This window comes from Streptomyces sp. iso_384 (assembly GCF_056172905.1).
Genome location: NZ_JBWBTT010000001.1, coordinates 5,738,542 through 5,761,703, shown reverse-complemented (window position 1 = coordinate 5,761,703; position 23,162 = coordinate 5,738,542). Strand labels below are relative to the sequence as shown.

Below are 23,162 nucleotides of genomic sequence, written 5' to 3'. Positions count from 1 at the left end.
CCGCTGGCGGCGCCCGGTCAGCCGAGCTGAGCGTGCAGCGCCGATGCGAGGGCGGTGAGCTTCTCGCGGCCAGGCCCGGCGCCGTCGCCCTCGCCCGCCGTCACCACCAGTGCGGCGTCACCGGCGTCGACCGGCTTCACCCGAACGGTCACGCAGCCGCCGTTCTCGGTGGCCACCGCCTCACCGGGCGCGGCGGACGCCGTCCGCTCCAGGTACGACGTGCTGTCATAGAGCGAGAGCTCGCCGATGTTCATGATCACCGGCGTCAGCACGGTCTCGGCCGTCCGCGACTCCGTGGCGACCGTGTGGACCTCGACGCTCTCGCCGCCGACATGGAACAGACAACTGATCAGCGCTCCGGGATGGGTCGCGAAGCCGGCGGGCCCGTCCACGGCCCACTTGGACTCGCCGGTGACGGCGGGATCGTCCGAGTCGTCGCCCTGCGCGGGCCCCGCACCCGCCCTCCCGGACAGTCCGGCCTTCTTCGCCGCCTCGGCGATGTCGTACGGCAGAGGACACGTGTCCGCTCCGTCCGGCCCGACCTCGTCGACCGCCGCCCGCAGCGCGGACACGCTCACGGTCCCGTCCGCCGCGGTACCGGACGCACCGTCGTCGTCGCCCTGCCCGCAGCCGGTCAGCAGTGCCGCCGCGAGCAGCACACCCGGAGTGCCGCCGCGTCGGAGCCGTGTGCGTTCCATGGAGGGGGACCTTTCGTCTTGCACGTACAGGAAGGAGGAGGCGAAGAGGAAGCCGACATCGCGGCCCTAGGGCTTTCCGTCGCCGACCGAAGTCCCCGCGCCGTACGGGGATATGGGGAGCGAGTTGAACTGGTATCTGACGTCCAGTTCGAGCCCGGCGAAGTTCTTCGCCGTCCCGCTCAGACCGTCCCTCTCCGTCTGGAGCCGGTTCATCAAGGTCTTCACCTGCTTGTCCCAGGTCTCGTCCAGCTTCTTGATGGCCGGCCCCGTGGCCCAGTCGGTGAACTCCCTGGCCGCAGCCTTCGACGACTCGTCCGCCGTGTTCGTGGCCTTGGCGGTGCTGCCCAACAGCTCGTCCTGGATCGTCCGGGACGCCGCAGCCTTCTCCTGCGGCGTCGAAGCCAGGACGTTGTTCCCGAAGCCGGGGCCCGGCTCGTCGGGAACCCCGTTGAGCTGCATGTTCGTCGCCTGCCGCTGCGTGGCCTCGGCCCGCAGCTGCGCCCACTCCTCGTCGAAACCCATCACCATCCCCCTATCCGCCGGTCATGGCCGGTGCGGCCCTTCGTACGCACCGTTGGATCATCCCTCGGGCACCAGTACATCGTTCCGGTGTACGGCCCCGGGTCTCGGGTCTGTCTCAGTGCTGTTCCGGAAGCCGCCCGATCTGCACCATCGGCGCCCCGCGCCGCCGCGAGACGAAGTACCCGCGCCCCGGCGGCATCGCGTGGCCGCGCACCGTGCCGATCAGATCGCCTTCGGCCGGATCGCCCGAGAGCACCACACCCTGCGCGCCCAGCTCCTTGATGCGCTGCATGAACCCCTCGTACATCGCCCGCGACGCACCCGCCGAACTGCGCGCGATGATGAACCGCACCCCGGTGTCCCGGGCGAACGGCAGATACTCCCCGAGCGCCGCCAGCGGGTTGCCCGCGTTCGTCGCCACCAGGTCGTAGTCGTCCACGATGATGAAGATCTGCGGACCGGTCCACCAGCTGCGGTCGCGCAGCTGCTGCGGCGTCACGTCCGTCGGCGGCTGCCGCCGGGAGAACACCCCGGCCAGCGCCTCCATGTGCATCTGCATCGAGCTCGCCATCGGCGCGTACTCCAGCAGATGCTGCTCCGGCAGCGCGCCCAGCAGCGCCCGGCGGTAGTCGCCGACGACCAGCTTCGCCTCGTCGGGGGAGTAGCGCTCCGCGATCTGCTTGGCGATCAGCCGCAGCAGGTTCGTCTTGCCCGACTCGCTGTCGCCGAAGATCAGGAAGAACGGATCCGTCTCGAAGTCGACGAACACCGGCTCCAGCGCCGTCTCGTCGATGCCGATCGCGATGCCCCGCTCCGGGAACTCGAACCCCTTCGGCAACCGGTCCGCGTCCAGCTTGCGCGGCAGCAGCCGTACGGCGGGCGCCGACGGGCCCGACCAGTTGGCCTTCAGCGTGGAGACGAACGCCTCCGTGCCCTCCGACAGGTCCGCAGCGTCGCTGACCGAGTCGATACGTGGCAGCGCACCCATGAAGTGCAGCTTCTCCGGCACCTGACCGCGGCCCGGCACCCCCGTGGGGACGTTCGCCGCGACCTTGCGGTCGAACTCGGAGTCCATGGTGTCACCGAGACGCAGTTCGAGCCGGCCCAGCATCTGGTCCTTCAGCGCCGCGCGCATCTCCATGTACCGCGCCGCCGTGGCGATCAGGTGGATGCCGTACCCGAGGCCGCGCGAGGCGAGATCGGTGACGACCTCCTCCAGCATCTCGTACTCGGTCCGGAACGCGCTCCAGCCGTCGATGACCAGGAACACGTCGCCCCACGCCTCACCGGGCAGCTCACCACGGGCACGCCTGCGCCGATAGGTGGCCATGGAGTCGATGGAATTGGCCCGGAAGAACTCCTCGCGCCGGTTCAGGATCCCCGCGACCTCGGCGACCGTACGGCGTACCCGCTCGGGATCCAGCCGCGAGGCCATCCCGCCGACATGCGGCAGCCCCTCCAGCGAGACCATGCCGCCACCACCGAAGTCCAGCCCGTAGAACTGCACCTCGGCCGGGGTGTGCGTGAGCGCGAACGACGAGATCAGCGCACGCGCCAGCGTCGACTTGCCGGACTGCGGACCACCCACGATCAGCAGATGACCGGCCGAACCGGAGAAGTCCCGGTACAGCACCTCACGCCGCTGCTCGAACGGCTTGTCGATCAGACCCAGCGGCACGACCAGCCCGCCCGGACGCGTGTACTCGGTCGAGGTGAACCCCCGGTCCGCCGTCGGCGCGAGCCCCGGCAGCAGCTGGTCCAGGGTCGGCGCCCGGTCCAGCGGCGGCAGCCACACCTGATGCGCCGGCACCCCCTGGCCCTCCAGCCGCCGCACGATCACATCGAGCACGGTGTCCGCCAGCGCGTCGTCCTCCGCCTGCGCCCGCGCCGCCTCCGCGGCCAGCAGCTCGGGATCCGGCGCCCGGTACACCACCGGGACCGGCGCGGCCGAGAACACCGCCGGCCGCCGGTCGACCGACAGCTGCCCCACCGACAGATCCGCACCGCCCGTGCGGTACGTCCCCGACACGTACGCCGCCTTGAAGCGGGTCATCTCGTCCGTACCGAACTTCAGATAGCCGGAACCCGGCACCGACGGCAGGTGGTACGCGTCCGGCACACCCAGCGCCGTACGCGACTCCGACGCCGAGAAGGTCCGCAGACCGATCCGGTACGACAGATAGGTGTCCAGACCGCGCAGCTTGCCCTCCTCCAGACGCTGCGAGGCCAGCAGCAGATGCACACCCAGCGAACGGCCGATCCGGCCGATCTGGATGAACATGTCGATGAAGTCCGGCTTGGCGGTGAGGAGTTCGGAGAACTCGTCGATCACCAGAACCAGCGAGGCCAGCGGCTCCAGCGCCGCGCCCGCGGCCCGCGCCTTCTCGTAGTCGTGGATGTTGGCGTAGTTGCCCGCCGATCGCAGCAGTTCCTGCCGCCGCTGGAGCTCACCGCGGATCGCGTCGCCCATGCGGTCCACCAGCGTCAGGTCGTCCGCCAGGTTCGTGATGACCGCCGCCACATGCGGCATCTGGGACATACCGGCGAAGGTCGCGCCACCCTTGAAGTCCGCGAGCACGAAGTTCAGCGTCTCCGACGAGTGCGTCACCGCCAGACCCAGCACCAGCGTCCGCAGCAACTCCGACTTGCCGGAACCCGTCGCGCCGACACACAGCCCGTGCGGTCCCATGCCCTCCTGCGCGGCCTCCTTGAGGTCCAGCATCACCGGCGCGCCGCCCTCGCCGATACCGATCGGCACCCGCAGCCGCTCCGACACCGACCGGGGCCGCCAGGTACGCGCCACATCGACCGAACCCGCGTCACCCAGATTCAGCAGATCCGTGAAGTCCAGGTTCGCCAGCAGCGGTTCGTCGTCGTCGCCCCCGCCCGTCCGCAGCGGCGCCAGCTGCCTGGCCAGCGCCTCGGCGGCCGGCAGCGACAGGGTGTCCGGCACACCCTCGTACGCCAGACCCGCCCCCGACTCCAGCCGCAGCAGTCCCGGTCGTACCACCACCGACAGACCGCCGCGCTGCTCGTCCAGATCGCCGGAGATCACCTCGACGATGGTCACGCCCTGCAGTCCCTCGGCCGCCGCGAACAGCGAGTCCGGCGGCACCATCCCGCCGTCCAGGACCACCACGATGTGCGGCTGGTCCAGCACCGGCTGACTGTCCCGGCCGAACCGCGGCCGGCCCTCCAGACGGCCGGCCAGCAGCTGCTCCAGCTCCCCGAGGTCGTCGCCGAACAGCCGCTTCGTACCGGCCCCGTCGATCTGACCCGGCACCTGCGCGTGCGGCAGCCACTTCGTCCAGTCCCAGCGCTCCACCGCACCCGGGGCCGCCACCACGGCCACCATCAGATCCTCGGGGGAGTGCAGCGTCACCAGCTGCGCCACCATCGAACGCGCCGTGGACTGCGCCGCCTCCGGATGACCGGAGACCGTCACGTGGTAGAAGGCCCGCATCGAGACCGCCATCGGCAGCCCGTCCAGCGATCCGTGCACCGCCAGGAACCTCTGCATCGCGCCGGCGCACATCGGCTCCAGCTCGTCCACCGGCGCGGTGTCCGGAGCGACCAGCGGCGTCGACAGCTGCTGTGCGCCGAGGCCGATCCGCACCTGCGCGAAGTCCTTGTCGCCCACGCGCCGCTCCCACAGCCGGGAGCCCTCCGCCACCACCGACCACAACTGCTCGGGGGACGGGTGCAGATACAGCTGCACATCGCGCTGCTTGCGCGCCGTCCGCCGGACCGTGCGCCGCGTCTGCGCCAGGTACTTGAGGTAGTCACGGCGGACATCTGCCATTTGCCCCTGCGTACCGCGGCGATACCGGACAAGCTGGGCGACCACCATGCCGACCGTCGAGACGAGCATCAGAACACCCATGATCCGCATGAACGGAGGGGCCTGCGGAGAGAAGAAGAAGACCACCGACGAGCCCATGCCGAGCACCGGCAGGATCTGCATCAGCATGCCCTCCTGCTGCCCGCGCGGCAGCTCCGGAGGGGTCTCCAACGTCAATTCGTCCGCCGGTACTTCCGGCGGCAGGGACCGCGGAGGTCGTTTCACGACGATCTGGCTCACCGGAACATCAATCCCTCGATACGGACGGGCGGAAGGCCGGTCTTGATCCGCACCGACGCCCCCGTGGCTGCGTGCGCGCACAACTTCCGTCCGCGCGACGGCGATCCTACTTGCAGGCCGCCCGGCACCCTCCCGGTAGGGTGGCGCGCGCACCGTGCGCAACCGCGAATCAGGGGGACCAGACACGTGAGTACGACCGCAGCTACGGGCTTCTGCCGCGTCACCGTCGTGGCACCCGACAGCCGGATCGACGTCGCCCTGCCCGAAGACATCGCCGTCGCCGACGTCTACCCCGAGATCCTGCGTCTCACGGGCCAGACCCAGGCCGCCGGAACACCCACCGGCTACCACCTCGTCCGCCGCGACGGAACGGTTCTGGACGGCGCCCGCAGCCTCGGCGCCCAGCAGGTCCTCGACGGCGAGATCCTCAGCCTGCGCCCCTTCGCCCAGTCGCTGCCGCCCGCGGTCTTCGACGACGTCTCCGACGCCGTCGCCTCCGCCGTCACCCGAGACCGCCACCTGTGGAGCGACGAACTCCTGCGCGGCGCGGGCCTGGTCGGCGGCGTTCTGCTGCTCGTCCTGATGGCCTTCGTGATCTGGTTCGCCGACCCGGTGCGCCACGACATGCACAGCCTGCCCGGGATCATCGCGGGATCCGCCGGGCTGCTCCTCACCGCCTTCGCCGGCGTACGCGCCCGGGTCTACGGCGACCGCTCCACCGCCGTCGCCCTCGGCCTCGGCGCCCTCCCGCTCGTCCTCATCGCCGGCTCCGGAATCATCGGCCCGGACGCCGGCCAGGGGCCCGGCCGCCTGCAGTTCCTGCTCGGCTGCGTCGCCGTGCTGATCGCCTCGGTGGTCCTGGTCGCCCTGACCCCCAGTGGCGACGCGCCCTTCGTCGCGACCACCTTCCTGGCCACCGTCGGCACCCTGGCCACCTTCGTCGCGATCCTCACCGAGGCCTCCGCCACCGAGACCGCCGCCGTCTGCGCCCCCGTCGCCCTCGGACTCGTCGCCTTCCTGCCCGGCCTCTCCGCCCGCTTCGCACGCCTGCCCATCGGCTACGCCTCGCCGCGCACCGCTCCGGCCGGTTACGACGACACCGACCCGAACACCCCCGAGGGCGACCCGGAGCCCGTGGACGCCGAGCGCATCGCCGCCCAGGCCCGCCGCGGCCACGAGATGCTCCTCGGCCTCGTCGGCGGCTGCGCGGCCGTGGTCGTCGGCTCGGCCGCCGTCCTCGGCTTCTCCGACAGCATCTGGGGCCAGATCCTCGCCCTGGCCGCGGGCCTCGCCATGCTGCTGCGCGCCCGCCTCTTCCGCTACACCTCCCAGGTCGCCTGCGTCCTGGTGGCCGGCATCGGGGCCATCGGGCTCCTCGTCCTCGGCCTCTCCCTGAACCCGCCGACCGACCTCCTGTACGAGCTGGTCCGCTACGGCGACCGCGGCGCCCTGGACATCCGTACGATCTGGCTCTCCGCCGCCGTCGCCGCCGGAGCCGCCCTGCTCACCGCGATCGGCCTGGTCATCCCGCGCAAGGGCCTCTCACCGTTCTGGGGCCGTCTCCTCGACCTGACCGAGAGCGTGGTGCTGCTCTCACTGGTCCCGCTCTGCCTGGCGGTCCTCGACGTCTTCGTCCGGGCCCGCGCCCTCACCGGCTGATCACCCGCCGCCCCGCCGCCTGACCAGCGGCGGGCGGCGGGGCATGACCCGGACGGCTGGTAGTCTGTCCCGTGGCCGTTTGTGTACGCGTCCTCGGATCATCCTGGGGGCTGCGCTCATCGGACCTTCGCCTCCGAGTCACGGAAGCTCTCCTGAGATCAAGACCAGGGGCACTCGTGGGCGCTTCGAACACCAAGAGGAGTACGCGTGCCGCTCGACGCCGCTACGAAGAAGCAGATCATGTCCGAGTTCGCCCAGAAGGAGGGTGACACCGGATCCCCCGAGGTCCAGGTCGCCATGCTCTCCCGCCGGATCTCGGACCTGACCGAGCACCTCCGGACGCACAAGCACGACCACCACTCCCGTCGTGGTCTGCTGATCCTGGTCGGCCAGCGTCGCCGCCTCCTGCAGTACCTGGCCAAGAAGGACATCCAGCGCTTCCGTGCGCTCGTCGACCGCCTCGGCATCCGTCGTGGCGCGGCCGGCGGCGCCAAGTAAGGACGCTGTGGAAAGGGAGCGGTGCCCGCGTTCGAGGGGACCGCTCCCTTTGCCGTACGTGCACGACCGGTGTCAAGCTCAGTAACCTGGGCGTAGCGACACCCGCACGACCCGCAAGACCCGCGCGACGCATCACGCGCGACCCGCAGGAACGAGCAAGAACGAGGGAGAGGCGCTACGACGCCGCCGCCGGTCCTCGGTAGTGGCCCCCGGGAACATGCCCGGGAGCTTCGATCGAAGACCGGCCCGCATCCACGGTGCGCCTCTCCCGCACCGTCCCGCGCCATACGGGCGTGCGGACGAAAGACGACGAGTATGGAGAAATCACTAGTGGAGAACGAGACCCACTACGCCGAGGCCGTCATCGACAACGGCACCTTCGGCACCCGCACCATCCGCTTCGAGACGGGCCGCCTGGCCAAGCAGGCCGCCGGCTCCGCCGTCGCGTATCTGGACGACGACACCATGGTGCTGTCGGCCACCACCGCTTCCAAGCGGCCCAAGGACAACCTCGACTTCTTCCCCCTCACGGTGGACGTCGAGGAGCGGCAGTACGCGGCCGGCAAGATCCCCGGCTCCTTCTTCCGCCGTGAGGGCCGGCCCTCCGAGGACGCGATCCTCACCTGCCGCCTGATCGACCGCCCGCTGCGCCCCTCCTTCAAGAAGGGCCTGCGCAACGAGATCCAGATCGTCGAGACGATCATGGCGCTCAACCCCGACCACCTGTACGACGTGGTCGCGATCAACGCCGCCTCCTGCTCCACCATCCTGGCGGGCCTGCCCTTCTCCGGCCCGATCGGCGCCACCCGCGTCGCCCTGATCAAGGGCCAGTGGGTCGCGTTCCCGACGCACACCGAGCTCGAGGACGCCGTCTTCGACATGGTCGTCGCCGGTCGCGTCCTGGAGGACGGCGACGTCGCGATCATGATGGTCGAGGCCGAGGCCACCGAGAAGACCATCCAGCTCGTCAAGGACGGCGCCGAGGCTCCCACCGAGGAGATCGTCGCCGCCGGTCTGGACGCCGCGAAGCCCTTCATCAAGGCGCTCTGCAAGGCCCAGTCCGACCTCGCCTCCAAGGCCGCCAAGCCGGTCGGCGAGTTCCCGGTCTTCCTGGACTACCAGGACGACGTCTTCGAGGCGCTCGCCAAGGCCGTCACCTCCGAGCTGACGCAGGCGCTCACCATCGCCGGCAAGCAGGACCGCGAGGCCGAGCTGGACCGCGTCAAGGAGATCGCCGCCGAGAAGCTGCTCCCGGCCTTCGAGGGCCGCGAGAAGGAGATCTCCGCCGCGTACCGCGCGCTGACCAAGAAGCTGGTCCGCGAGCGCGTCATCAAGGACAAGGTCCGCATCGACGGCCGTGGCGTCACGGACATCCGTACGCTCGCCGCCGAGGTCGAGGCCATCCCGCGCGTGCACGGCTCGGCGCTGTTCGAGCGTGGCGAGACCCAGATCCTGGGCGTCACCACCCTCAACATGCTCCGGATGGAGCAGCAGCTGGACACCCTCTCCCCGGTGACCCGCAAGCGCTACATGCACAACTACAACTTCCCGCCGTACTCCGTCGGCGAGACCGGCCGCGTGGGCTCGCCCAAGCGCCGCGAGATCGGCCACGGAGCGCTCGCCGAGCGCGCCATCGTGCCGGTCCTGCCGACGCGCGAGGAGTTCCCCTACGCGATCCGCCAGGTCTCCGAGGCGCTGGGCTCCAACGGCTCGACGTCCATGGGCTCGGTCTGCGCCTCCACCATGTCGCTGCTGAACGCCGGTGTGCCCCTCAAGGCCGCCGTCGCCGGTATCGCCATGGGCCTGATCTCGCAGGAGATCGACGGCAAGACCCACTACGTCGCCCTCACCGACATCCTCGGTGCGGAGGACGCCTTCGGCGACATGGACTTCAAGGTCGCCGGCACCAAGCAGTTCGTGACCGCGCTCCAGCTCGACACCAAGCTCGACGGCATCCCCGCCTCGGTCCTGGCCGCCGCGCTGAAGCAGGCCCGTGACGCGCGTCTGCACATCCTGGACGTCATGAACGAGGCCATCGACGTCCCGGACGAGATGTCCCCGAACGCCCCGCGGATCATCACCGTCAAGATCCCGGTGGACAAGATCGGTGAGGTCATCGGCCCCAAGGGCAAGATGATCAACCAGATCCAGGAGGACACCGGCGCCGACATCACGATCGAGGACGACGGCACCATCTACATCGGTGCCCAGCAGGGCTCGCAGGCCGAGGCCGCCCGCGCCACGATCAACGCGATCGCCAACCCGACCATGCCGGAGGTCGGCGAGCGCTACCTGGGTACGGTCGTCAAGACCACCACCTTCGGTGCGTTCGTCTCGCTCATGCCGGGCAAGGACGGTCTGCTGCACATCTCGCAGATCCGCAAGCTCGCCGGCGGCAAGCGCGTGGAGAACGTCGAGGACGTGCTCGGCGTCGGCGCCAAGGTCCAGGTCGAGATCGCCGAGATCGACTCCCGCGGCAAGCTCTCCCTCATCCCCGTCATCGAGGGCGAAGAGGACGAGAAGAAGGACGACACCGACAAGTGACGTCCCGTAGTTCCGCGACGACGGCCCGCACCTCCTCGGAGGGGCGGGCCGTCGCCCGTACCCAAACGCTTCTCAAGGGCAGCAACGGCATCGGAACGGTCCGCCGGACCGTCCTCCCCGGCGGTCTGCGGATCGTCACCGAGACCCTGCCCTCCGTCCGGTCCGCCACCTTCGGCATCTGGGCGAACGTCGGCTCCCGCGACGAGACGCCCACCCTGAACGGCGCGACCCACTACCTCGAACACCTCCTCTTCAAGGGCACCGCCAAGCGCACCGCCCTCGACATCTCCTCCGCGATCGACGCGGTCGGCGGAGAGATGAACGCCTTCACGGCGAAGGAGTACACCTGCTACTACGCGCGGGTCCTGGACACCGACCTGCCGCTGGCCATCGATGTCGTCTGCGACATGCTGACCGGCTCGCTGATCGCCCCCGAGGACGTCGACGCCGAGCGCGGCGTCATCCTCGAAGAGATCGCGATGACCGAGGACGACCCGGGCGACTGCGTGCACGACCTGTTCGCGCACACCATGCTCGGCGACACCCCCCTCGGCCGCCCGGTCCTCGGCACCGTCGACACGATCAACGCGCTGAACCGGGGCCAGATCGCCCGCTTCTACAAGAAGCACTACGACCCCACGCACCTGGTCGTCGCCGCCGCGGGCAACGTCGACCACGCCACGGTCGTACGCCAGGTCCGCAAGGCCTTCGAGAAGGCCGGCGCCCTTTCCCGTACGGACGCGGTGCCCATGGCGCCCCGCGAGGGCTCCCGCACCCTGCGCACCGCGGGCAAGGTCGAGCTGCTCAACCGCAAGACCGAGCAGGCCCACGTGGTCCTCGGCATGCCCGGCCTTGCCCGCACCGACGACCGCCGCTGGGCGCTCGGCGTCCTCAACACCGCCCTCGGCGGCGGCATGAGCTCGCGCCTCTTCCAAGAGGTCCGGGAGAAGCGCGGCCTGGCCTACAGCGTGTACTCCTACACCTCGGGCTTCGCCGACTGCGGCCTCTTCGGGGTGTACGCGGGCTGCAGGCCCAGCCAGGTCCACGACGTCCTGAAGATCTGCCGCGACGAACTGGACCGGGTCGCCGCACACGGCCTGGACGACGACGAGGTCGCCCGCGCCATCGGGCAGCTCTCCGGCTCCACCGTCCTCGGCCTGGAGGACACCGGCGCGCTGATGAACCGTATCGGCAAGAGCGAGCTGTGCTGGGGCGAGCAGATGTCGGTCGACGACATGCTGGCCCGCATCGCGGAGGTCACCCCCGACGACGTACGGGAGGTGGCGGGCGAGCTCCTCACCCACCGCCCCTCGCTCTCGGTCATCGGCCCGCTCAAGGACAAGCAGGCGGACCGCCTCGACGAAGCGGTCTCCTAATCCCTTAAGGAATCACCATGAGTAAGCTGCGCGTAGCCGTTCTCGGTGCGAAGGGCCGTATCGGCTCCGAGGCCGTACGGGCGATCGAGGCCGCCGACGACCTGGAGCTGGTGGCGGCCCTGGGCCGCGGCGACAAGCTGGAGACCCTCGCCGACGCGGGCGCCCAGGCCGTCGTCGAGCTCACCACCCCCGCATCGGTGATGGGCAACCTCGACTTCTGCGTCCGGCACGGCATCCACGCCGTCGTCGGCACCACGGGCTGGACCGACGAACGGCTCGCGCAGCTGACCACCTGGCTGGACAACTCCCCGGGGACGGGCGTCCTGATCGCCCCGAACTTCTCCATCGGCGCCGTCCTGACCATGAAGTTCGCGGCGCAGGCAGCCCGCTGGTTCGAATCGGTCGAGGTCGTCGAGCTCCACCACCCCAACAAGGCCGACGCCCCCTCCGGCACCGCCACCCGCACCGCCCAGCTCATCGCGGCGGCCCGCGCCGAGGCGGGCAGCGCGCCCCAGCCGGACGCCACCGCCACCGCCCTGGACGGCGCGCGCGGCGCGGACGTCGACGGCGTCCCGGTCCACGCGATCCGGCTCCGCGGCCTGCTGGCCCACCAGGAAGTGCTCCTCGGCGGCGAGGGCGAGACGCTCACCATCCGCCACGACTCCCTGCACCACAGCAGCTTCATGCCGGGCATCCTGCTCGGCGTCCGCCGCGTGGCGACCACTCCCGGCCTCACGTTCGGCCTGGAACACTTCCTCGACCTGAACTGACTGAGCCCACCATGCGCGCAAAGATCACCTACCTCGTCACGGCCGCCGTCCTGGTCTTCTACTTCGTCCTGGTCGGCAGCCGCGGCCTGATGCTCATCCGGCACGGCACGCTCGTCACGGTCACGTTCGGCATCGCCGTGCTGATCCTGCCGGTGATCGGCGTCTGGTTCCTCTGGAAGAACACCCAGTTCGTCCGCCGCGCCAACGCCCTGGCGGCCGAGCTGGACGCGGAGGGCGGCCTGCCGGTCGACGACCTGGCCCGCACGCCGTCCGGACGCATCGACCGGGACGCGGCGGACGCGGTCTTCACCAAGCGCCGCGAGGAGACCGAGGACGCCCCGGACGACTGGCGCACCTGGTTCAGACTGGCGGTCGCCTACCAGGACGCGAGGGACACCCCCAGAGCCCGCAAGGCCATGCAGAGGGCCATCGCCCTGCACCGCTCCGGCCCGCGCTCCCCTTCAGCTCATCCCGCCCCCTCCAGCGCACCGGACACCCCCGCACCCTCCAGCCCGTCCGGTGCTTGAGGACACCGATCAAGCCCGTCCGGCGATCGAGGACATCTTTCCCGCCGTACGCAGATGAGCCCGGGACCGACAAACGGCCCCGGGCTCACTCACGTACAGGCGACGGCAGGAAGAACCTCACCCCTGCCGATACTCATCCGCCCAGGCCTCCACCGCATCCGTCGCCCGCTCGAACGCTTCCTCACGCCCGAGGAAATCCGCGTTGTGATCGGTGGCCAGCGGCGGCAGCGTCTCACCGCTCCGCCGGACCACGACGAGCGCCTGGCCCTGGACCGTACGGGGAAAGCCCATCCACTTCACGGGCTGCTGGACCGTACGAACCGCCGACGTGCCGCTCCAGGCCACCGTGGTGGTCACGAAGAAGCCGACACGCCGCACACCGTGGCGGCTGACCCACGCGCCGACCCGCAGCAACCGCAGGGCAGCGGCGATCACCGCACCGGCCAGAACCAGACACACGGTGGCGCCCGAAGGCGCTCCGGCCACACCGATGATCATGGCCGCGAGCAGAACGAACGAGGCCAGCAACAACAGGGTGGCCGCCGCCGCGACCCGCCACGGGCCGGGGCGGTAGGGCCGCCGCCAGCTGTCGTGGTCGTCGAACGGCAGCGCAACGTCCTCCGCGCTCGCATCGAATGCGCGGTCGGCCGTCAGAAAGGGCAGGGGCACGACTCATCCTCACTCACAAGCACGCTCGATTGCTGTGCCCGGTGAGGCTACCGAGGGTGCCACCGACCCGACCACCCCAGGGGGTCCGTACGAGTCAGCGGCTCACGTGGCCGACGACGGGGGAGTCAGCGGCCCTGGGACGCGGTGGACTGCTTGCCGTGCTGCGCGGACTGCCCGGAGTCGAGGGCCGGAAGCCCCAGCAGCAGTGAGCCCACGAGACCGGCGACCACGGTCAGCCCGACGAGGGACCGCCCCAGCAGCTCGGGAACGGTGACGCGGGCGGAGGGAGGGGGAGTGACATTACTGCGGAATCGGTCGGACTCGGCGACGAACGAGAACGGGACGGCTTCACGCCGGCGGAACATGAGGAAACTCTCCTTGATCTGCATGACGGGTGCTGCTATTGAGTCAGACGTACGACAGCCCGAATCGGTGCCCGAATCGCCGTACTTGTTGGGGGAACTCCACGAACGGCTGCCCGAGACCGCGACGTACCTGCACGGTCCCTCGGCCCGTAAAGTGGTCGCCGCCCGAGCGATGCCCCTGGAAGGACCCCTGTCGGTGACCGACACCCCCGAACCCGCAAAGCCCCACTTCCGCAGCGATGTCACCGTCGAGCTGGTGAAGAGCGACGCGCGCGACGCGGACGTGCTGTTCGCCGCCCGGGTCTCCACCGTCGGCGAGCAGTCGCTCGAAGAGGTCACGAAGGACCCCGAGCGCTCCAAGGGGCTCATCAACTACCTCATGCGGGACCGGCACGGCAGCCCGTTCGAGCACAACTCGATGACCTTCTTCGTCAGCGCCCCGATCTTCGTGTTCCGCGAGTTCATGCGGCACCGCGTCGGCTGGTCGTACAACGAGGAATCGGGCCGCTACAGGGAGCTGGAGCCGGTCTTCTACGTGCCCGGAACCTCCCGCAAGCTGGTCCAGCAGGGCCGCCCCGGCAAGTACGTCTTCGTCGAGGGCACCGAGGAGCAGTACGACGTCACCACCCGCGCCATGGAGGAGTCCTACCGGGCCTCCTACGCGGCCTACCAGGAGATGCTGGCGGAGGGCGTGGCCCGTGAGGTCGCCCGCGCGGTCCTGCCGGTCGGCCTGTTCTCCTCGATGTACGCCACCTGCAACGCACGCTCCCTGATGCACTTCCTCGGCCTGCGCACGCAGCACGAGCTGGCGAAGGTCCCGTCCTTCCCGCAGCGCGAGATCGAGATGGTCGGCGAGCAGATGGAAGCCCACTGGGAGCAGCTCATGCCGCTGACTCATGCGGCCTTCAACAAAAATGGACGCGTAGCCCCGTAGGCGGTGTCCGTATTGCGGCGTTTCGAGAAGTTCATCTAGGCTGATCAAACGGACCCGGCACTGCTTGAACCCCCGAGCAGGCAGTGCCGGGCTCCTCTTCCCCGTCCCCCCGAGGGGACCCCGCGCGCTGAGCAGCGAGTAGCGTGTTACCCATGGCTCCGATCTCCACTCCGCAGACCCCCTTCGGGCGGGTCCTCACCGCTATGGTCACGCCCTTCACGGCGGACGGCGCTCTCGACCTCGACGGCGCCCAGCGGCTCGCCGCCCACTTGGTGGACGCAGGCAATGACGGCCTGATCGTCAACGGCACCACCGGTGAGTCCCCGACCACCAGTGACACGGAGAAGGACCAGCTCGTACGAGCGGTGCTCGAAGCGGTCGGCGACCGGGCGCATGTCGTCGCCGGCATCGGCACCAACGACACCCGCCACAGCGTCGAGCTCGCCCGGACGGCCGAGCGCACAGGCGCCCACGGCCTGCTCGCCGTCACGCCGTACTACAACAAGCCGCCGCAGGAGGGCCTGCTCCGGCACTTCACGGCCATCGCCGACTCCACCGGCCTGCCCGTGATGCTGTACGACATCCCCGGCCGCAGCGGCGTCCCGATCGACACCGAGACCCTCGTCCGGCTGGCCGACCACCCGCGGATCGTCGCGAACAAGGACGCCAAGGGCGACCTGGGCCGCGCCAGCTGGGCCATCGCCGAATCGGGACTGGCCTGGTACTCCGGCGACGACATGCTCAACCTGCCGCTCCTCTCGGTCGGCGCGGTCGGTTTCGTCTCCGTGGTCGGCCACATGGTCACCCCGGAGCTGCGGGCCCTGATCGAGGCGCACCTGAGCGGTGACGTCCAGAAGGCCACCGAGATCCACCAGAAGCTGCTCCCGGTCTTCACGGGCATGTTCCGCACCCAGGGGGTCATCACCACGAAGGCCGCCCTGACCCTCCAGGGCCTCCCTGCCGGACCGCTGCGCCTGCCCCTGGTGGAGCTCACCGCCCAGGAGACGGCCCAGCTCAAGATCGATCTCGCCGCCGGCGGGGTACAGCTCTGATCACAGACTTCACAACTGAACACGCGAGGCGACTCGCATCGAGCATCACCCCAAGACAACAGCAAGTGCACGAATGACATGCGCGCCACGTGCCTCAGCGGTACGTGGCGTGCGTGGTAAGGAGAGTCTTTTGAGTCATCCGCATCCTGAACTCGGTACCCCGCCGAAGCTCCCGAAGGGCGCCCTGCGGGTCACCCCGCTCGGCGGCCTGGGCGAGATCGGCCGCAACATGACGGTCTTCGAGTACGGCGGCCGCCTGCTCATCGTCGACTGCGGCGTCCTCTTCCCCGAAGAGGAGCAGCCGGGCATCGACCTGATCCTCCCGGACTTCACCACGATCCGGGACCGCCTGGACGACATCGAGGGCATCGTCCTCACGCACGGCCACGAGGACCACATCGGTGGTGTCCCGTATCTGCTGCGCCTGAAGCCGGACATCCCGCTCATCGGCTCGAAGCTGACCCTCGCGCTCATCGAGGCGAAGCTCCAGGAGCACCGCATCCGCCCGTACACCCTGGAGGTCCAGGAAGGGCAGCGCGAGCGCATCGGTGTCTTCGACTGCGAGTTCATCGCGGTCAACCACTCGATCCCGGACGCGCTGGCCGTCGCCATCCGCACCCCCGCGGGCATGGCCGTGGCCACCGGTGACTTCAAGATGGACCAGCTTCCGCTGGACGGCCGTCTCACCGACCTGCACGCCTTCGCCCGGCTGAGCGAGGAGGGCATCGACCTCCTCCTCTCCGACTCCACGAACGCCGAGGTTCCCGGCTTCGTACCGCCGGAGCGGGACATCTCCAACGTCCTGCGCACGGTGTTCGCGAACGCCCAGAAGCGCATCATCGTGGCGAGCTTCGCCAGCCATGTGCACCGCATCCAGCAGATCCTGGACGCCGCCCACGAGTACGGCCGTCGGGTCGCCTTCGTCGGCCGCTCGATGGTCCGCAACATGGGCATCGCCCGCGACCTCGGCTACCTGAAGGTGCCCGCGGGCCTGGTCGTCGACGTCAAGACCCTCGACGACCTCCCGGACGACGAGGTCGTGCTGGTCTGCACGGGCTCGCAGGGCGAGCCGATGGCCGCCCTCTCCCGGATGGCCAACCGCGACCACCAGATCCGGATCGTTCCCGGCGACACGGTGATCCTGGCGTCGTCCCTCATCCCCGGCAACGAGAACGCGGTCTACCGCGTGATCAACGGCCTGACCCGCTGGGGCGCCAACGTCGTCCACAAGGGCAACGCCAAGGTCCACGTCTCGGGCCACGCCTCGGCCGGCGAGCTGCTGTACTTCTACAACATCTGCAAGCCGAAGAACCTGATGCCGGTCCACGGCGAATGGCGCCACCTGCGGGCCAACGCCGAGCTGGGCGCGCTCACCGGCGTACCCAAGGACCACATCGTCATCGCCGAGGACGGCGTGGTCGTCGACCTCATCGACGGCAAGGCCAAGATCGTCGGCAAGGTCCAGGCCGGTTACGTCTACGTCGACGGCCTCTCCGTCGGCGATGTCACCGAGACCTCCCTCAAGGACCGCCGCATCCTCGGCGACGAGGGCATCATCTCGGTCTTCATCGTGGTCGACAGCTCCTCGGGCAAGATCGTGGGCGGCCCCCACATCCAGGCCCGCGGCTCCGGCATCGACGACAACGCCTTCGTCGGAGTGACCCCGAAGATCCAGGAAGCCCTGGACAAGTCGGCACAGGACGGCGTGATGGAGCCCCACCAGCTCCAGCAGATGGTCCGCCGGACCGTCGGCAAGTGGGTCTCCGACACGTACCGTAGGCGCCCGATGATCCTTCCGGTCGTCGTCGAGGTCTGACCCCTCGCAACCGCCTGACCTGGAGCGGGGCCCTCGATTTGCATCGGGGAGCCCCGCTCCAGTACGTTTACGTCTCCGCCTGAACGGGAAGCACCGCGCGCACTCATGCGCCTGGAAACTCCCGAACGAGGCGGGAATTCCGACTCAGAATCTCTGATAAAGTCGGATCCGCCGAAAGGCAAGGCCACTCCACAGGCCACCGGAAATCGAATTCGGACCGGAAACGGAACGAAAAAGAGTCTGGTAAAGTTGGAACCGCTGGAAAGGGAAAACGCGAAAGCGAAGGACCTGGAAAGCGAGAACTGCTTGACCCGCTTCGGCCGGGAATCGGACACGAAAGAGTCTGATAGAGTCGGAAACGCAAGAACGAAGGGAAGCGCCCGGAGGGCCCCGGTGAAACGGGACCGAAGGAAGCGTCCGTTCCTTGAGAACTCAACAGCGTGCCAAAAGTCAACGCCAGATATGTTGATACCCCGGCCTGCTTCGGCAGGTTGGTGGTTCCTTTGAAAGTCCTACCGGGTTCACTTCGGTGACCGGGTAGGCAATTACACAGCGAGGACGTTGTGAACAGCGGGTCTTATTCCGACCGGTTGTTCCGCTCTCGTGATGTGTGCACCCGATTACGGGTAAACATTCACGGAGAGTTTGATCCTGGCTCAGGACGAACGCTGGCGGCGTGCTTAACACATGCAAGTCGAACGATGAAGCCTTTCGGGGTGGATTAGTGGCGAACGGGTGAGTAACACGTGGGCAATCTGCCCTTCACTCTGGGACAAGCCCTGGAAACGGGGTCTAATACCGGATAACACTCTGTCCCGCATGGGACGGGGTTAAAAGCTCCGGCGGTGAAGGATGAGCCCGCGGCCTATCAGCTTGTTGGTGGGGTAATGGCCTACCAAGGCGACGACGGGTAGCCGGCCTGAGAGGGCGACCGGCCACACTGGGACTGAGACACGGCCCAGACTCCTACGGGAGGCAGCAGTGGGGAATATTGCACAATGGGCGAAAGCCTGATGCAGCGACGCCGCGTGAGGGATGACGGCCTTCGGGTTGTAAACCTCTTTCAGCAGGGAAGAAGCGAAAGTGACGGTACCTGCAGAAGAAGCGCCGGCTAACTACGTGCCAGCAGCCGCGGTAATACGTAGGGCGCAAGCGTTGTCCGGAATTATTGGGCGTAAAGAGCTCGTAGGCGGCTTGTCACGTCGGATGTGAAAGCCCGGGGCTTAACCCCGGGTCTGCATTCGATACGGGCTAGCTAGAGTGTGGTAGGGGAGATCGGAATTCCTGGTGTAGCGGTGAAATGCGCAGATATCAGGAGGAACACCGGTGGCGAAGGCGGATCTCTGGGCCATTACTGACGCTGAGGAGCGAAAGCGTGGGGAGCGAACAGGATTAGATACCCTGGTAGTCCACGCCGTAAACGTTGGGAACTAGGTGTTGGCGACATTCCACGTCGTCGGTGCCGCAGCTAACGCATTAAGTTCCCCGCCTGGGGAGTACGGCCGCAAGGCTAAAACTCAAAGGAATTGACGGGGGCCCGCACAAGCAGCGGAGCATGTGGCTTAATTCGACGCAACGCGAAGAACCTTACCAAGGCTTGACATATACCGGAAAGCATCAGAGATGGTGCCCCCCTTGTGGTCGGTATACAGGTGGTGCATGGCTGTCGTCAGCTCGTGTCGTGAGATGTTGGGTTAAGTCCCGCAACGAGCGCAACCCTTGTTCTGTGTTGCCAGCATGCCCTTCGGGGTGATGGGGACTCACAGGAGACTGCCGGGGTCAACTCGGAGGAAGGTGGGGACGACGTCAAGTCATCATGCCCCTTATGTCTTGGGCTGCACACGTGCTACAATGGCCGGTACAATGAGCTGCGATGCCGCGAGGCGGAGCGAATCTCAAAAAGCCGGTCTCAGTTCGGATTGGGGTCTGCAACTCGACCCCATGAAGTCGGAGTTGCTAGTAATCGCAGATCAGCATTGCTGCGGTGAATACGTTCCCGGGCCTTGTACACACCGCCCGTCACGTCACGAAAGTCGGTAACACCCGAAGCCGGTGGCCCAACCCCTTGTGGGAGGGAGCTGTCGAAGGTGGGACTGGCGATTGGGACGAAGTCGTAACAAGGTAGCCGTACCGGAAGGTGCGGCTGGATCACCTCCTTTCTAAGGAGCACTTCTTACCAGGCTTCGGTTTGGTCAGAGGCCAGTACACCGGCGAATGTTCGGTGCTGGTTGCTCATGGGTGGAACGTTGACTATTCGGCACGACAGGTTGATTACTGCTAGTACTGCTTCGGCGTGGAACGTGGTGAGAGATCGGTTGTGTCGGGCACGTTGTTGGGTGTCTGAGGGTGCGGCCGGAATGGCTGTCCTTCTGATCCGGCCCCAGTGAACTCGCCTGTGAAGGGTGGGGTGATGGGTGGCTGGTCGTTGTTTGAGAACTGCACAGTGGACGCGAGCATCTGTGGCCAAGTTTTTAAGGGCGCACGGTGGATGCCTTGGCACCAGGAACCGATGAAGGACGTGGGAGGCCACGATAGTCCCCGGGGAGCTGTCAACCAAGCTTTGATCCGGGGGTTTCCGAATGGGGAAACCCGGCAGTCGTCATGGGCTGTCACCCGCTGCTGAACACATAGGCAGTGTGGAGGGAACGAGGGGAAGTGAAACATCTCAGTACCCTCAGGAAGAGAAAACAACCGTGATTCCGGGAGTAGTGGCGAGCGAAACTGGATGAGGCCAAACCGTATGCGTGTGATACCCGGCAGGGGTTGCGCATTCGGGGTTGTGGGATCTCTCTTTCATAGTCTGCCGGCTGTGAGACGAGTCAGAAACCGTTGATGTAGGCGAAGGACATGCGAAAGGTCCGGCGTAGAGGGTAAGACCCCCGTAGCTGAAACATTAACGGCTCGTTTGAGAGACACCCAAGTAGCACGGGGCCCGAGAAATCCCGTGTGAATCTGGCGGGACCACCCGCTAAGCCTAAATATTCCCTGGTGACCGATAGCGGATAGTACCGTGAGGGAATGGTGAAAAGTACCGCGGGAGCGGAGTGAAATAGTACCTGAAACCGTGTGCCTACAAGCCGTGGGAGCGTCGCTGGCAGTACTTGTGCTGTCAGTCGTGACTGCGTGCCTTTTGAAGAATGAGCCTGCGAGTTAGCGGTGTGTAGCGAGGTTAACCCGTGTGGGGAAGCCGTAGCGAAAGCGAGTCCGAATAGGGCGTTTGAGTTGCACGCTCTAGACCCGAAGCGGAGTGATCTAGCCATGGGCAGGTTGAAGCGGAGGTAAGACTTCGTGGAGGACCGAACCCACCAGGGTTGAAAACCTGGGGGATGACCTGTGGTTAGGGGTGAAAGGCCAATCAAACTCCGTGATAGCTGGTTCTCCCCGAAATGCATTTAGGTGCAGCGTCGTGTGTTTCTTGCCGGAGGTAGAGCACTGGATAGGCGATGGGCCCTACCGGGTTACTGACCTTAGCCAAACTCCGAATGCCGGTAAGTGAGAGCGCGGCAGTGAGACTGTGGGGGATAAGCTCCATGGTCGAGAGGGAAACAGCCCAGAGCATCGACTAAGGCCCCTAAGCGTACGCTAAGTGGGAAAGGATGTGGAGTCGCAGAGACAACCAGGAGGTTGGCTTAGAAGCAGCCACCCTTGAAAGAGTGCGTAATAGCTCACTGGTCAAGTGATTCCGCGCCGACAATGTAGCGGGGCTCAAGCGTACCGCCGAAGTCGTGTCATTCACACATATAGGGCCAACGCCTGTGTGGATGGGTAGGGGAGCGTCGTGTGCCGGGTGAAGCAGCCGCGGAAGCGAGTTGTGGACGGTTCACGAGTGAGAATGCAGGCATGAGTAGCGATACACACGTGAGAAACGTGTGCGCCGATTGACTAAGGGTTCCTGGGTCAAGCTGATCTGCCCAGGGTAAGTCGGGACCTAAGGCGAGGCCGACAGGCGTAGTCGATGGACAACCGGTTGATATTCCGGTACCCGCTTTGAAACGCCCAGTACTGAATCAGGCGATGCTAAGTCCGTGAAGCCGGCCCGATCTCTTCGGAGTTGAGGGTAGTGGTGGAGCCGATGAACCAGACTTGTAGTAGGTAAGCGATGGGGTGACGCAGGAAGGTAGTCCAGCCCGGGCGGTGGTTGTCCCGGGGTAAGGGTGTAGGACGCACGGTAGGTAAATCCGTCGTGCATATAGTCTGAGACCTGATGCCGAGCCGATTGTGGTGAAGTGGATGATCCTATGCTGTCGAGAAAAGCCTCTAGCGAGTTTCATGGCGGCCCGTACCCTAAACCGACTCAGGTGGTCAGGTAGAGAATACCGAGGCGTTCGGGTGAACTATGGTTAAGGAACTCGGCAAAATGCCCCCGTAACTTCGGGAGAAGGGGGGCCATCACTGGTGATCCGATTTACTCGGTGAGCTGGGGGTGGCCGCAGAGACCAGCGAGAAGCGACTGTTTACTAAAAACACAGGTCCGTGCGAAGCCGTAAGGCGATGTATACGGACTGACGCCTGCCCGGTGCTGGAACGTTAAGGGGACCGGTTAGCTGACTTTCGGGTCGGCGAAGCTGAGAACTTAAGCGCCAGTAAACGGCGGTGGTAACTATAACCATCCTAAGGTAGCGAAATTCCTTGTCGGGTAAGTTCCGACCTGCACGAATGGCGTAACGACTTCTCGACTGTCTCAACCATAGGCCCGGTGAAATTGCACTACGAGTAAAGATGCTCGTTTCGCGCAGCAGGACGGAAAGACCCCGGGACCTTTACTATAGTTTGATATTGGTGTTCGGTTCGGCTTGTGTAGGATAGGTGGGAGACTTTGAAGCGGCCACGCCAGTGGTTGTGGAGTCGTCGTTGAAATACCACTCTGGTCGTGCTGGATGTCTAACCTGGGTCCGTGATCCGGATCAGGGACAGTGTCTGATGGGTAGTTTAACTGGGGCGGTTGCCTCCTAAAGAGTAACGGAGGCGCCCAAAGGTTCCCTCAGCCTGGTTGGTAATCAGGTGTTGAGTGTAAGTGCACAAGGGAGCTTGACTGTGAGACCGACGGGTCGAGCAGGGACGAAAGTCGGGACTAGTGATCCGGCAGTGGCTTGTGGAAGCGCTGTCGCTCAACGGATAAAAGGTACCCCGGGGATAACAGGCTGATCTTCCCCAAGAGTCCATATCGACGGGATGGTTTGGCACCTCGATGTCGGCTCGTCGCATCCTGGGGCTGGAGTCGGTCCCAAGGGTTGGGCTGTTCGCCCATTAAAGCGGTACGCGAGCTGGGTTTAGAACGTCGTGAGACAGTTCGGTCCCTATCCGCTGTGCGCGTAGGAATATTGAGAAGGGCTGTCCCTAGTACGAGAGGACCGGGACGGACGAACCTCTGGTGTGCCAGTTGTCCTGCCAAGGGCATGGCTGGTTGGCTACGTTCGGAAAGGATAACCGCTGAAAGCATCTAAGCGGGAAGCCTGCTTCGAGATGAGTATTCCCACCCTCTTGAAGGGTTAAGGCTCCCAGTAGACGACTGGGTTGATAGGCCAGATGTGGAAGCCCGGTAACGGGTGGAGCTGACTGGTACTAATAGGCCGAGGGCTTGTCCTCAGTTGCTCGCGTCCACTGTGTTAGTTCTGAAATAATGAACAGCCGTGTAAACATCCGGTGTTCAA

General features: G+C 66.6%; 14 protein-coding genes and 2 rRNA genes. 11 read left to right on the top strand and 5 right to left on the bottom strand.

Translation table 11 applies throughout. The annotated features are described in order from the left end of the window. Positions 1 to 17: 17 nt before the first annotated feature. From AC0VY3_RS25735 to eccCa, 3 genes are all read right to left on the bottom strand, one after another. Entirely contained in the window at positions 18 to 698 is a 681-nt protein-coding gene (locus AC0VY3_RS25735; protein WP_475550699.1) for a hypothetical protein, read from the bottom strand. Between the two features lie 66 nt (positions 699 to 764). Then, positions 765 to 1,220 carry a hypothetical protein gene (locus tag AC0VY3_RS25730; protein ID WP_146065935.1) on the bottom strand — a complete coding sequence of 152 codons (456 nt, stop codon included), beginning with the start codon at positions 1,218 to 1,220 and terminating at the stop codon, positions 765 to 767. A gap of 115 nt (positions 1,221 to 1,335) precedes the next feature. After that, the gene (gene eccCa, locus AC0VY3_RS25725) at positions 1,336 to 5,301 is read right to left on the bottom strand and encodes a type VII secretion protein EccCa (protein ID WP_242737042.1); all 3,966 of its coding nucleotides are present in this window, start codon (positions 5,299 to 5,301) and stop codon (positions 1,336 to 1,338) included. A 186-nt stretch (positions 5,302 to 5,487) separates the two neighbouring features. On the opposite strand from eccCa, the gene eccD reads away from it, so the two are divergent. The 6 genes from eccD to AC0VY3_RS25695 all read left to right on the top strand — a co-directional run bounded on the left by eccD (position 5,488) and on the right by AC0VY3_RS25695 (position 12,675). Further along, the gene (eccD, locus tag AC0VY3_RS25720; RefSeq protein WP_475550698.1) at positions 5,488 to 6,960 is read left to right on the top strand and encodes a type VII secretion integral membrane protein EccD; all 1,473 of its coding nucleotides are present in this window, start codon (positions 5,488 to 5,490) and stop codon (positions 6,958 to 6,960) included. A 207-nt stretch (positions 6,961 to 7,167) separates the two neighbouring features. Then, complete coding sequence (rpsO, locus tag AC0VY3_RS25715) at positions 7,168 to 7,458, top strand: 30S ribosomal protein S15 (RefSeq protein WP_030085294.1); 291 nt, start codon at positions 7,168 to 7,170, stop codon at positions 7,456 to 7,458. Between the two features lie 330 nt (positions 7,459 to 7,788). After that, a complete protein-coding gene (locus AC0VY3_RS25710) occupies positions 7,789 to 10,002 on the top strand; it encodes a polyribonucleotide nucleotidyltransferase (RefSeq protein ID WP_030810377.1) in 2,214 nt (737 codons plus the stop codon). After that, positions 9,999 to 11,378 (top strand): M16 family metallopeptidase, encoded by a 1,380-nt coding sequence (locus tag AC0VY3_RS25705; RefSeq protein ID WP_242737046.1) that lies wholly within the window; start codon positions 9,999 to 10,001, stop codon positions 11,376 to 11,378. Before AC0VY3_RS25710 ends, AC0VY3_RS25705 begins: the two co-directional genes overlap by 4 nt. A 17-nt stretch (positions 11,379 to 11,395) precedes the next feature. Then, the gene (gene dapB / locus AC0VY3_RS25700; protein ID WP_103511622.1) at positions 11,396 to 12,148 is read left to right on the top strand and encodes a 4-hydroxy-tetrahydrodipicolinate reductase; all 753 of its coding nucleotides are present in this window, start codon (positions 11,396 to 11,398) and stop codon (positions 12,146 to 12,148) included. Between the two features lie 11 nt (positions 12,149 to 12,159). Further along, entirely contained in the window at positions 12,160 to 12,675 is a 516-nt protein-coding gene (locus AC0VY3_RS25695; RefSeq protein WP_475550697.1) for a tetratricopeptide repeat protein, read from the top strand. 117 nt (positions 12,676 to 12,792) lie between these two features. On the opposite strand, the gene AC0VY3_RS25690 is transcribed toward AC0VY3_RS25695, so the two are convergent. Further along, positions 12,793 to 13,344 carry a hypothetical protein gene (locus AC0VY3_RS25690; protein WP_103511624.1) on the bottom strand — a complete coding sequence of 184 codons (552 nt, stop codon included), beginning with the start codon at positions 13,342 to 13,344 and terminating at the stop codon, positions 12,793 to 12,795. A gap of 125 nt (positions 13,345 to 13,469) precedes the next feature. Next, positions 13,470 to 13,709: a hypothetical protein gene (locus tag AC0VY3_RS25685; RefSeq protein WP_103511625.1), complete on the bottom strand. Its 240-nt coding sequence runs from the start codon at positions 13,707 to 13,709 to the stop codon at positions 13,470 to 13,472. Positions 13,710 to 13,905: 196 nt separating this feature from the next. Here AC0VY3_RS25685 and thyX point away from each other — a divergent pair, with 196 nt between their 5' ends. From thyX to AC0VY3_RS25660, 5 genes are all read left to right on the top strand, one after another. Next, the gene (gene thyX, locus AC0VY3_RS25680; protein ID WP_103511628.1) at positions 13,906 to 14,643 is read left to right on the top strand and encodes an FAD-dependent thymidylate synthase; all 738 of its coding nucleotides are present in this window, start codon (positions 13,906 to 13,908) and stop codon (positions 14,641 to 14,643) included. 152 nt (positions 14,644 to 14,795) lie between these two features. Further along, entirely contained in the window at positions 14,796 to 15,695 is a 900-nt protein-coding gene (dapA, locus tag AC0VY3_RS25675; RefSeq protein ID WP_103511626.1) for a 4-hydroxy-tetrahydrodipicolinate synthase, read from the top strand. A 130-nt stretch (positions 15,696 to 15,825) separates the two neighbouring features. Continuing rightward, positions 15,826 to 17,511: a ribonuclease J gene (locus AC0VY3_RS25670; RefSeq protein WP_103511627.1), complete on the top strand. Its 1,686-nt coding sequence runs from the start codon at positions 15,826 to 15,828 to the stop codon at positions 17,509 to 17,511. A gap of 633 nt (positions 17,512 to 18,144) precedes the next feature. Next, positions 18,145 to 19,670: ribosomal RNA gene (locus tag AC0VY3_RS25665) — 16S ribosomal RNA — on the top strand. 302 nt (positions 19,671 to 19,972) lie between these two features. Next, positions 19,973 to 23,097, top strand: a 23S ribosomal RNA gene (locus tag AC0VY3_RS25660). The 16S and 23S rRNA genes sit together here, the layout of an rRNA operon. Positions 23,098 to 23,162: the final 65 nt, after the last annotated feature.